The following is an 11,784-nucleotide window of genomic DNA, read 5'->3' on the forward strand; positions in this document are numbered from 1 at the left end:
CGGCCAGCAGGCCGGGGCGCTTTGCTTGCCAGTCTGACTAGATTACTTCAGGCCGGCGGCGTCGCGCAGCAGGGCCACCTTGTCGGTGCGCTCCCACGTGAATTCCGGCTCTTCGCGGCCGAAGTGGCCGTAGGCGGCGCTCTTCTGGTAAATCGGGCGCAGCAGGTCGAGCATTTGCACGATGCCCTTCGGACGCAGGTCGAAGTGCGCCAGCACCAGCTTGGCGATTTCCGCATCGGGAATCACGCCCGTGCCTTCCGTGTAGACGGTGATGTTGATCGGCTTGGCCACGCCGATGGCGTAGCTGACCTGCACCTGGCATTGGCGCGCCAGGCCGGCGGCGACGATGTTCTTCGCCACGTAGCGGGCCGCGTAGGCTGCCGAACGGTCGACTTTCGACGGATCCTTGCCCGAGAACGCGCCGCCGCCGTGCGGGGCCGCGCCACCGTAGGTATCGACGATGATCTTGCGGCCGGTCAAGCCGCAATCGCCTTGCGGACCGCCGATGACGAAACGGCCCGTCGGGTTGACGAGGAATTTCGTTTCGGTCAGCCATTCGCGCGGCAGGATGGGCTTGATGATTTCCTCGATCACCGCTTCTTCGATCTGCGAATGGGAAATTTCCGGTGCATGCTGGGTCGACAGCACGACCGTGTGCACGCCGACCGGGCGGCCATCGACGTAGCGCAGGGTCACTTGCGATTTCGCATCCGGACGCAGCCATGGCAAGCGGCCATCCTTGCGCAGCTGCGACTGGCGCTCGACCAGGCGGTGCGCGTAGTGGATGGCAGCAGGCATCAGCTCGGCCGTTTCATCGCAGGCGTAGCCGAACATCAGGCCCTGGTCGCCAGCGCCTTGATCCAGGTCAATGCCCGCACCTTCATCGACGCCTTGCGCGATGTCCGGCGACTGCTTGTCGTAGGCCACCAGCACGGCGCAACCCTTGTAGTCGATGCCGTATTCCGTGTTGTCGTAGCCGATGCGTTTGATGGTTTCGCGCGCAACTTGAATATAATCCACATTGGCGTGGGTGGTGATCTCGCCAGCCAGCACCACCAGACCGGTGTTGCACAGGGTTTCGGCGGCCACGCGGGCGGCTGGATCCTGGGTCAGGATGGCGTCAAGGATGGCGTCGGAAATTTGATCGGCAACCTTGTCGGGATGGCCTTCCGAGACGGATTCGGAAGTGAAGAGATAGTCGTTTGACATTGCAAGCTCCTGATTACTATGTGAATGTTCTGTCGCAGTAAAGAGGATTTTGCCTGCGACGCTTTAGCGATATTTATATTCCGCTTCGCAAGTTGTCTATTAACTCAGCGGTTACTGCATACGTGGTATTTTACGCTTCTTAAAAAATTTTGGCACGGCAACACGCCATTCCTGGAAACAGCTTATTCATGTTAGTCCCTATTTTCCGCTTCTTATCCGTCTTTCCCTTGCCGGTCTTGCATGGCCTGGGCGCTGCGCTCGGCTGGGTGATTTATGCCATTTCCCCATCCTACCGGCGCCGCATGCGCGAGAACATGCAAGGTGCGGGGTTTTCGCAACACTTGCACACGGCCGTGGCCGAAGCGGGCAAGAGCGTGCTGGAACTGCCCTTCATCTGGTGCGCGCCGGCCGAGCGCGTGGCGCGCCATGCCACCGTGGAAAACTGGGAACTGGTGGAAAAAGCGTTGCAGCATGGCCGCGGCATCGTCTTCCTGACGCCGCACCTGGGCTGCTTTGAAATCGTCGCGCAGCAGATCGCCCTGCGCACGCCGCTGACCGTCATGTACCGCCCGCCCAAGCGCGCCGCATTGAAACCGCTGATCGAAGGCGCGCGCGCGCGCGAAAACCTGATGCTGGCGCCAGCCAACATGTCGGGCGTGCGCATCTTCGCCAAGTGCCTGAAAAAAGGCCAGCCGATCGGCCTGCTGCCCGACCAGGTGCCGCAGGAGGGCGAAGGCGTGTGGGCCGACTTCTTCGGCCGTCCCGCCTACACCATGACCCTGCCGGCCAAGCTGGCGCAGATGGGCGGCGCCGAAGTCATCATCACCTATGCCGAGCGCCTGCCGGGCGGGCGCGGCTACGTCGTGCATTTCGTGCCCTTCACCGAATCGCTCGACAGTACCTCGGCCGAGCAGGCGCGCACCATCAACGCCGCCATGGAGCAATTGATCGCACGCAGTCCCGCGCAATACCTGTGGAGCTACAACCGCTACAAGGTGCCGCGCGGCGCGCCGCCGCCGGCGCCAGCCAGTCCGGATGCGGGCAAGGAGCAGGCATGAGACTGCTGATCGCCTTCATGTGGCTGCTGCACTGGCTGCCCTTGCCCATCCTCGGCCGCTTCGGCGTGGCCGTCGGCAGCGTGCTGTTCATCGCCATGCCCACGCGGCGCAGGATCGCCCTGACCAACCTGCGCCTGTGCATGCCGGAACTGACGGAACAGCAGCGCGTGGCCCTGGCGCGCCAGCATTTCCAGGCCTATTCGCGCAGCGTGTGGGAGCGCAGCATCCTGTGGTGGGCCCCGGAAGCGCGCCTGAACCGCCTGATCAAAAAAGTGCCGGCCTTCCCGGGCCAGCAGATCGCCGACAAGCCGACCATCCTGCTGTGCCCGCACTTCGTCTGCCTCGACGTGGCCGGCGCCGCCACGGCCATGGAGATCTCCGCCTCGTCGATGTATGTGCAGCAAAAGAATGCCGTCTTCGACCAGGCCCTGCGCGCGGGCCGCTCGCGCTTCAAGCCGCCCAAGCTGTTTACGCGCCAGGACGGCATCAAGACCATCCTGCGCGCGCTGCGCGACGGCTTGCCCTACTTCATGCTGCCGGACATGGATTTTGGCGAGAAGGATGCGGAATTCGTGCCCTTCTTCGGCGTGCCGGCCGCCACGCTGACGGCCACGGCGCGCCTGGCGCTGGCCGCGCGCGCGCAGGTGATCCCCGTCATCGCCACCTTCCTGCCCAACTACCAGGGCTGGAAAGTGACCTACTATCCGGCCTGGGATGACTATCCCGGCGACGACATCACGGCCGCCACGCGCCGCATGAACGAATTCATCGAGGAACGCGTGCGCGAGGCGCCAGCCGAATACTTCTGGACGCACAAGCGCTTCAAGACGCGCCCGGAAGGCGAAGCGTCGTTCTATAACCAGCACAAGTGACACGGCACACCATGAAACTCCACTTTACCAAGATGCATGGCGCCGGCAATGACTTCATCGTCATCGACGCCATCAACCAAGACATCGACTTCACGCCGGCCCAGTGGCAGCGCCTGGCCGACCGCCGTTTCGGCATCGGCGCCGACCAGATCCTCGTGGTGGAAAAGCCACGCCTGCCCGGCTGCGACTTCCGCTACCGCATCTATAACAACGATGGCGGCGAAGTCGAGCAATGCGGCAATGGCGCCCGCGCCTTCGTCAAGTTCGTCAGCGAAAAAGGCCTGTCCGACAAGCGCAGCATCAGCGTGGAAACGATGGCCGGCGTCATCGCGCCGCGCCTCGAGGCGGACGGCAGCATCACGGTCGACATGGGCGCGCCCGTGCTGGAGCCCGCGCTGGTGCCGTTCGACGCGAATGGCCTGGACGGCGTGGCGCAAGGCACGGATCTGCTGTGGCCGCTGGACCTGGCCTTGCCGGGCCATGGCGCCACGGTCCTGGTGTCGGTGGTCTCGATGGGCAATCCGCACGCCGTGCAAGTGGTCGACGATGTCGATGCGCAAGAGCTGGAAGTGTCGGGCCCGCTGATCGAACGCCACGCGCGCTTCCCGCGCCGCGTCAACGCCGGCTACATGCAGATCGTCGACCGCCACCACGTGAAACTGCGCGTGTACGAACGGGGCGCGGGCGAAACCCTCGCCTGCGGCACGGGCGCCTGCGCCGCCGCCGTGGCCGGCATACGCCGCGGCCTGCTCGATTCGCCCGTGCGCATCAGCGCGCGCGGCGGCGAACTGTCGATCGCCTGGCAAGGTCCGGGCCAGCCCGTGCTGATGACGGGCCCGGCCGTGACCGTGTTCGAAGGCACGATCGAACTGTAATCCCCTTGCCTCATGCCGCCAGGAACTGCCGCTCCTGCGCCAGATCGTCCTGCGGCACGTGCGCCTGCGCCGACTCCAGCTCGGCCAGGTAGCATTTCAGGCGGTACAAGCGCTGCCGGTAATTGCCTTCCGGGCCATCCATGCCGCAATCGACGCGTTCGAACAGGCGCATCACCTGGTCGAGCACCTGGCGCTCCTGCGCCGTGCGGATCAGCACCAGGCGCCGCTTGCCGCGCCCGTGCGTGGCGCTGATATCGATCAACAAGCAATGCCCCTGGTCGGCCGCATGCACATCGAGCAGCAGCGCTTCGGCGCGCGACAGGTGGAAGCAGCGCGCCAGTTCCAGGCGCGCCGCCAGCAAGGGGTGATTCTGTCCCAGCTGGCGCCGCTGCGCGCCCGCATGCAGGACGCCGCACTGGCCCCAGTCGCCGGCGTCGCCGCGCGGCGCGATGCGCGCCAGCGCCGCCTCCGCTTCATGGCTGCCTTGCGCCTGCGCCTGCAGCAGCCAATAGGCGGCACGCACGTCGCTGTTCACGCCTTCGCGGCGAGTGCGCCACGCATGCATCCCACATTCGAGCTGGGCCGGGCCATGCCCGAGGTCGGCAGCGCGTTCGAGGCAGGACTGGGCTTCGACCACATTGCGCTGGGAAAATTCCGGTTTCGTATAGATGCGCGACAGCACGAACCAGGCTTCGGCCAGGCCCTGCTCGCCAGCCTGCGTCAGCCAGCGCACTGCCCGCTTGAAATTCGCCGCGCCATTGCGCGTGGCCAGGCGCTGGCCATGCGCATCCATGCGCGCATAGCCGAGTCCCAGCTCCAGCTGCGCCGTGCGGTCGCCGCCATGCGCCGCCAGTTCGCAGCACTGCCAGCCTTCGGCACCGCCGCCGGGCGCCAACGCCTGGGCGCAGCGCGACAGCAACAGCACCTGCTGCGCATCGAGGGCGAGCGTGCGCGTGCCTGCCGCCGCCTGGCGCTGCAACAGCTCGCGCGCCAGCGGCAAGCCCTGCGCCAGGAATGCCGCATGGTCGCCCGTGTTCCAGGCCTGCTCCAGCCACGCATGCGTATCGACATCGCCGCCCTGCGCCGCGGCCTGCCTGACGGCCGGCATGAACGCGTCCGACGGCCCTTGCTGCAAGGACAATAGCCATTGTGCATCGGGCAAGCCGGCGCGCACGGCCGCCTCCAGCCCCAGGCGCGCCTTGGCCCGCAAGGTGTCGCAACTGGTGCTGGCGGCATTGCCCAGCACCAGTTGCGCCAGCACCAGCCCGGCCTGTACCAGTCCCGCATCGTACGCTTGCGCGTAATACGGTATCAGCGCCTTGGCCGCCGGTTGCGCCAGCTCGAACGGCACATGCGTGCCGATCAGCAAACATGCCTCCTGGCTATCCTCCTGGGCCGCCCGCGCCAGCCAGTGCAGGGCCGTGGGCAAACTTTGCGGCACGCCCTGCCCGAACAGATAGACGCGTCCCAGTGCCAGCTGACAGGCAACGTCACCCGCACGCGCCCCCTTGATCAATCCTAGTGTTTCGCGATTTGCCATCGATTCTCGATATTTGAGTCAATGATTCTAATAATGGTGAACGGTCTCCGGGCCCGTCGATGCAGGCCGTCCCCTAGTGTAACGTCCTTGTGTCACAAATCCGCCGATACGGGCGTAAGAACTTGATTCAACGCAACAATATCGGGCCGCCACCACGCCAGCATGCGGGTTTGCGCGAGGTATGGCAGGGGTAAACGGCGCTCGCCGGCGTCCGCCGCGAAGCAATCGCTGCGTTACGAAAATACAACAGGGCCATGGATTTATGGCGCTTTCCACCAATCTTTTCACGCATATTTGACCAATCCCATGCGCCCGGCACGCCGAGGAATTAAGGTTCATTCATCGAAACGCGGCAATTGGCGCATTTCAATCTGCTCGGATCTCGGACGGAACTCACTTTTAAATAGGGAATAAGACATGAAAAAATCACTCGTTGCCCTCGCACTCTTCGGCGCATTTGCCGCAACCGCACAAGCACAGTCGTCCGTTCAAATCTACGGCACGGTTGATGCTGGCCTGGGCAAAACGACCGGTTCGACCACTGCCGTGACGAAACGCGACAACAACAAGCTGGGCTTCAAGGGCACGGAAGATCTGGGCAATGGCCTGAAAGCCATTTTCCAACTGGAAATTCGCTATGAATCCGACACCGGCACGCTGGAAAACAATTCCCGTCCGCTGTTCCAGGGTCAAAGCCGCGTCGGCCTGCAAGGCGACTTCGGTACCGTGCGCCTGGGCCGTGGCCTGACCGCATTCCAGGAATCGAGCACCGCGTTCGAACCATGGTCGGGCATGCCAACGCCAGCCGGCTTCCAGACCGACATCACCGTGGCCGCCTACAGCAGCGATCCACTGAGCGCGCCAGGCAACTCGCGTAACCGCTTCTCGAACGCCGTGTTCTACAACTCGCCAGTGTTCAGCGGCTTCCAGATCAACGCCACCGTCGCCGCCAAGGAAGCCAATGGCAACGCCGCCGTCATCGCCACGCCTGGCAACCACGGCGTACCGGCCAATGCCACGCCGGATTCGAATCCATACTCGGTCTCGGCCACGTACACCAACTCGCAATTCGCCGCCATGGCCGCCTACGAGCGCAATGCGCTGGAAGCCAAGCTGTGGTCGGTTGCGGCATCGTTCAATCCGGTCCCGGAACTGAAACTGATGGCGTCGTACCAGCATCAGGATGACAGCGGCCTGAAAATCATCAATACCGATACCAAGGCATGGCTGGTCGGCGCCAACTACGACGTCGGCCCAGGCAAGATCCGCGCTGGCTACGGTCAAAAAACGCCGGATGGCGTGACCAAGACCAAGCAGGCATCGCTGGGCTATGACTACAACCTGTCGAAGCGCACCTACCTGTACGCGGACATCTCGAACCGCAAGGCAGCCACCTCGATCACCTACATCGGTCTGGGCGTACACCACAACTTCTAATGGCTGCGCCTGTCGCCCGCTGCGGGTGACAGGCCAGACGCAGGGAAGACCAGGCGGCATGGGCAACCATGCCGCCTTTTTCATGGGCGCGCGGAAAATGCACGCACGTGGCGCCCTTTGCGCCTATGCCGCGGCACTCTCGGTTAGAATTAAGCGTTCACCCTTCTATCATCTGACACTATCAATGACCGCCACACTCGATTCCAGCACCGTCGCCCAGTATCTGAGCGAGCATCCGAATTTCTTCGAAGAGCATACCGCTCTGCTCGGCGAAGTCAAACTGAGCAGCCCGCTGACGGGACGCACCATCTCGCTGCAGGAGCGGCAAATGGAAGTGATGCGCGACAAATACAAGGCGCTCGAACTGCGCATGTCCAAGCTGAGCCGCGTGGCCGAGGAAAATGGCGACATCGCCAGCAAATTCCACGGCTGGAACCAGGCCATGCTGCAGGTGCGCAACGATGCGGCCATGCCGCGCGTGCTGGTCGATGCGCTGCAAAGCAATTTCGACGTGCCCTACGTCAGCCTGCGCCTGTGGCAAGTGCTGCCGGAACACGCCAACGGCTGGTTCACGGAAGATGTCACGGCCGACGTGCGCATGTTCGCCAACAGCCTGCAAGCCCCGTATTGCGGCAGCAACCGCGATTTCGAAGCCGTGCACTGGCTGCAGGCCGAGAAAATCGAATCGACCGTCATGATCGCCCTACGCGCGCCCGGCACCACGGGCACCTTCGGCCTGCTGGTGCTCGGCTCGCCCGACAGCGAACGCTTCACCTCGAGCATGGGCACGGATTTCCTCGTGCACATCGGCGCCACGGCCAGCGCCGCCCTGGCCGCGCTGCGCGCCGGTGCGCCTGCCTGAGAACGCCATGAATGCGACGCGCGGCAAGGCCGAATGGCTCGACGCCTACCTGGCGCAACTGGCCACGCAGCGCAAACTGTCGCCGCACACGCTGGACGCCTACGGGCGCGACCTGCGCGCGCTGCTGGAACTGAGTGGCAACACGCCCTGGACGGCCCTGGCGCACAACGAAGTGCGGCGCTACACGGCCAAGCTGCACGCAGGCGGCCTCGACCCGCGCTCGATCGCGCGCAAGCTGTCGTCGTGGCGCGGCTTCTTCAACTGGCTCAGCGGTGAAACGGCACTCGACGCCAACCCCGTCGACGGCATCCGCGCCCCGAAGCGGGCCAGGACGCTGCCGCGCGCGCTGTCGGTGGACGACGCCGTGCGCCTCGTGGCGCCCGCGCAACACCAGCAGGGCCAGGCCGAACCGGAGCAGCTGTGCAACCGCGCCATGTTCGAACTGCTGTATTCGAGCGGCTTGCGCGTTTCCGAACTGACCAGCCTGGACACCCACTACTGCAAGGCCGAGGGCGGCCAGCCTGCCTCGCTGGGCTGGCTCGACATGGCCAGCTTCGAAGTCATCGTCACGGGCAAGGGCAGCAAGATGCGCAAGGTGCCGGTCGGCAAGGCCGCCCTCGTCGCCCTCAGCAGCTGGCTGGCCGTGCGCCCGCCGGCCAGGGATGGCAGCGCCGCCTTGTTTTTGAGCACGCGCGGTACGCGCATCTCGCCGCGCGTCTTGCAGCTGCGCCTGAAGGCGCACGCGCTGGCCACGGAGATTCCCGCGAATGTGCATCCGCACGTGCTGCGCCACTCGTTCGCCTCGCACGTGCTGCAATCGTCGGGCGACTTGCGCGCCGTGCAGGAAATGCTGGGCCATTCCAGCATCACCTCGACCCAGGTCTACACGGCCCTCGATTTCCAGCACCTGGCGCACGTGTACGACCAGGCCCACCCGCGCGCCAAGGTCAAGTAAAGAGAACGCCGGCCTGATCCATATCAAGCGGATCGGCGCCCATTTGCAAGCATTTGCAAAATTCCGGCATAATCGTCCGGATTCGCCCGCTTGCGCGGCGGCACCACCGAACCACAGCATAGGCATGCATTCCTCATGGCACTGATTCCCACCACCATACTCACCGGTTTCCTCGGCGCCGGCAAAACCACCTTGCTCAACCGCATACTGCAGGAAGACCACGGCATGCGCATCGCCGTGATCGAGAATGAGTTTGGCCAGGAAAACATCGACAATGAAATCCTGGTGCAGGACAGCAACGAACAAATCATCGAGATGAACAACGGCTGCATCTGCTGCACCGTGCGCGGCGACCTGATCGTGGCCCTGTCGGCCCTGGCGCAAAAGCGCGATGCGGGCCTGATCGCGTTCGACCGCCTGGTCATCGAAACGACGGGCCTGGCCAATCCCGGCCCCGTGGCGCAAACCTTCTTTGTCGACGAGGAAGTGGGCAGCCACTACATGCTCGACGCCATCATCACGGTGGTCGACGCGCGCCATGCCATGAAGCAACTCGACGAATACGAAGAGGCGCAGCGCCAGGTGGGCTTTGCCGACAAGCTGCTGCTGTCGAAAACCGACCTCGTCAGTGAAGACGACGTGGCCGCCCTGACGCGCCGCCTGAAGCGCATCAATCCGCGCGCGCCCATCGGCAAGGTCGACTTCGGCCGCGCGCCGCTGGCCGAGGTGCTCGACATCCGCGGTTTCAATCTGAATGAAAAGCTGGAACTGGACCCGGATTTCCTCGCCACCGAAAGCGAGCACGTCCACGACCACGACCATGCGCATGAACACGCAGATCAGCACGCACACGGCCATGCGCATGAGCACAAGCATGAGCACACCGCAGCCTGCGCCACCGACTGCGGCCATGCCGACCACCACCATGCACAGCACAGCGACGACATCGCCGCCTTTGTTTTCAAGAGCACGCAACCGTTTGACAGCGCCAAGCTCGATGAGTTCCTCGGCGGCCTGGTGCAGGTGTATGGCCCGCGCATGCTGCGCTACAAGGGTGTGCTGCTGATGCAGGGCGCCGAACGCAAGGTGGTATTCCAGGGCGTGCACCAGCTGATGGGCAGCGATCTGGGCGCCAAATGGGGCGAGAACGAGGTGCGTGGCAGCAAAATGGTCTTTATTGGCAAAAATCTACCAAAAGACATTTTTATTCGCGGACTCGAACAATGTTTGGTATAAACTAGCCGGGTTTTGCGAAGTATCCGTTGCAAAGCAGAAACAAAAGGGAAAGTTAAGCATGCTTTCCCCCTGCCTGACGAACATCTTGCTGGCATAAACCAACAAGTGGCCACATCTGATCGGCTAGTCAACAAATCGGGATGGCAATATAAAGCAAAGCGTGCCAAAATCAGCGACGAAAACGGCCCATGTCGTTCGCCTGTCATGAAATGCTGGCAAACTGCCGCTGGCCGCATGCCAGGCATGCAACCGATCCACCCAACACGCAGGTCGACGCGGCGAGCGAGACCGGCATATAGCGGCAAAAAGTTATCAACATGGCATTATCGCCGGCCGGTAGTCCTGGCCACCGCCGGCAAGCCAAGGTCGCAAGCAGTACAGCTGGACAGCAATGCCAAGCGGAACCTGTACAGTTGCTCGGCATCGCCGATCAACTGATCAATTTGAAAACTCTGTCGTATCGAAGGTAAGCGAAGTTATGACCAAAACTAATAAATCGACCCCGGCCGCCAACCAAGACATCCCTCTCATCAGCGAAGACCAAATTCGCGCCATGAGCGAAGATGACTACATGAATCCGGCACAACTGGCATTCTTCAAGGCACGTCTGCAACAGCTCGAGAAAGACTTGCTGAAAAACGCAGGCGAAACCACGGAACACTTGCGTGAAACCGTGCTGGTACCGGATCCTGCCGACCGCGCCACCATCGAGGAAGAGCATGCGCTGGAACTGCGCACGCGCGACCGCGAGCGCAAATTGCTGAAGAAAGTACAACAATCGATCGCCAGCATCGACGCCGGCGACTATGGCTGGTGCGAAGAAACGGGCGAGCCTATCGGCATCCCGCGCCTGATCGCCCGTCCGACCGCCACCCTGTCGCTGGAAGCCCAGCAACGGCGCGAACTGAAGCAAAAACTCTACGGCGACTGATCGCCCCGTCCCTTGCGCGGCCGCCCCGGCGGCCTGGCGATGGCGAATAAAAAAGCACACAACCCCGGTTGCGTGCTTTTTTTTCGTCCCGCGCCGACTACACTGAAGCAGGCGCGACAGTGGCACATGCCGCTTGCAATTGCCTTTTCCATCCCCACTTTTGGGCCATGGGCGCGCACACGCATGACGCTGCACGCATAGGCACGAATCTTTTGAGGTCACTATGGAACAATTTCACGGCACCACCATCCTCTGCGTCCGGCGCGGCAAGCAAGTCGCGCTGGGCGGCGATGGGCAAGTTACGCTAGGCAACATCGTCATGAAGGGCACGGCGCGCAAGGTACGCAAGTTGTACCAGGGCAAGGTCCTCGTGGGCTTTGCCGGCGGCACGGCCGACGCCTTCACCCTGCTCGACCGTTTTGAAGGCAAGCTGGAAAAACACCAGGGCAACCTGCTGCGCGCCTCCGTTGAACTGGCCAAGGACTGGCGCACCGACCGCGTGCTGCGCCGCCTCGAAGCGATGCTGCTGGTGGCCGACAGCGAGTCGACCCTGGTCATCACGGGCAACGGCGACGTGCTGGAGCCGGAAGACGGCATCGGCGCCATCGGCTCGGGCGGCACCTACGCCCAGTCGGCCGCCAAGGCGCTGCAGGAAAACACGGACTTGTCGCCGGCCGAAGTGGTCAAGAAATCGCTGACCATCGCCGCGGAACTCTGCATCTACACGAATATGTCCCACATCATCGAGACCCTGGACTAAGAGTCCTTCGAGAAAACGCCCATGGCTGCGTTGCATGGCCTGGGCGTAC

11 protein-coding genes are annotated in these 11,784 nt (G+C 63.3%); 9 read left to right on the forward strand and 2 right to left on the reverse strand.

Going from position 1 to position 11,784, the window contains the following annotated elements:
- Positions 1 to 42: 42 nt before the first annotated feature.
- Positions 43 to 1,209 (reverse strand): methionine adenosyltransferase, encoded by a 1,167-nt coding sequence (metK, locus tag YQ44_RS25320; RefSeq protein ID WP_071325721.1) that lies wholly within the window; start codon positions 1,207 to 1,209, stop codon positions 43 to 45.
- 188 nt (positions 1,210 to 1,397) lie between these two features.
- On the opposite strand from metK, the gene YQ44_RS25325 reads away from it, so the two are divergent.
- From YQ44_RS25325 to dapF, 3 genes are read left to right on the forward strand one after another with little or no spacing between them, the layout of a single operon-like run.
- Complete coding sequence (locus YQ44_RS25325; protein WP_071325722.1) at positions 1,398 to 2,267, forward strand: lysophospholipid acyltransferase family protein; 870 nt, start codon at positions 1,398 to 1,400, stop codon at positions 2,265 to 2,267.
- Complete coding sequence (locus YQ44_RS25330) at positions 2,264 to 3,139, forward strand: LpxL/LpxP family acyltransferase (RefSeq protein WP_071325723.1); 876 nt, start codon at positions 2,264 to 2,266, stop codon at positions 3,137 to 3,139. The genes YQ44_RS25325 and YQ44_RS25330 overlap by 4 nt, the downstream gene beginning before the upstream one ends.
- Before the next feature lie 11 nt (positions 3,140 to 3,150).
- Complete coding sequence (gene dapF, locus YQ44_RS25335) at positions 3,151 to 4,014, forward strand: diaminopimelate epimerase (RefSeq protein ID WP_071325724.1); 864 nt, start codon at positions 3,151 to 3,153, stop codon at positions 4,012 to 4,014.
- A gap of 10 nt (positions 4,015 to 4,024) precedes the next feature.
- Here dapF and YQ44_RS25340 read toward each other — a convergent pair whose 3' ends face one another.
- On the reverse strand, positions 4,025 to 5,554 hold the full coding sequence (locus tag YQ44_RS25340) for a tetratricopeptide repeat protein (RefSeq protein WP_071325725.1): 1,530 nt from the start codon (positions 5,552 to 5,554) through the stop codon (positions 4,025 to 4,027).
- A 417-nt stretch (positions 5,555 to 5,971) separates the two neighbouring features.
- On the opposite strand from YQ44_RS25340, the gene YQ44_RS25345 reads away from it, so the two are divergent.
- The 6 genes from YQ44_RS25345 to hslV all read left to right on the forward strand — a co-directional run bounded on the left by YQ44_RS25345 (position 5,972) and on the right by hslV (position 11,735).
- Positions 5,972 to 6,991 (forward strand): porin, encoded by a 1,020-nt coding sequence (locus tag YQ44_RS25345; RefSeq protein ID WP_071325726.1) that lies wholly within the window; start codon positions 5,972 to 5,974, stop codon positions 6,989 to 6,991.
- A 184-nt stretch (positions 6,992 to 7,175) separates the two neighbouring features.
- On the forward strand, positions 7,176 to 7,853 hold the full coding sequence (locus YQ44_RS25350; protein ID WP_071325727.1) for a DUF484 family protein: 678 nt from the start codon (positions 7,176 to 7,178) through the stop codon (positions 7,851 to 7,853).
- Positions 7,854 to 7,860: 7 nt separating this feature from the next.
- Positions 7,861 to 8,808 carry a tyrosine recombinase XerC gene (locus tag YQ44_RS25355; protein WP_071325728.1) on the forward strand — a complete coding sequence of 316 codons (948 nt, stop codon included), beginning with the start codon at positions 7,861 to 7,863 and terminating at the stop codon, positions 8,806 to 8,808.
- 135 nt (positions 8,809 to 8,943) lie between these two features.
- Positions 8,944 to 10,044, forward strand: a complete 1,101-nt coding sequence (locus YQ44_RS25360; RefSeq protein WP_071325729.1) for a CobW family GTP-binding protein — start codon at positions 8,944 to 8,946, stop codon at positions 10,042 to 10,044.
- Positions 10,045 to 10,522: 478 nt separating this feature from the next.
- A complete protein-coding gene (dksA, locus tag YQ44_RS25365; protein ID WP_034753066.1) occupies positions 10,523 to 10,975 on the forward strand; it encodes an RNA polymerase-binding protein DksA in 453 nt (150 codons plus the stop codon).
- A 223-nt stretch (positions 10,976 to 11,198) separates the two neighbouring features.
- Positions 11,199 to 11,735, forward strand: a complete 537-nt coding sequence (hslV, locus tag YQ44_RS25370; RefSeq protein ID WP_010394217.1) for an ATP-dependent protease subunit HslV — start codon at positions 11,199 to 11,201, stop codon at positions 11,733 to 11,735.
- Positions 11,736 to 11,784 lie beyond the last annotated feature (49 nt).

This window comes from Janthinobacterium sp. 1_2014MBL_MicDiv (assembly GCF_001865675.1).
Lineage (GTDB): Bacteria > Pseudomonadota > Gammaproteobacteria > Burkholderiales > Burkholderiaceae_D > Janthinobacterium.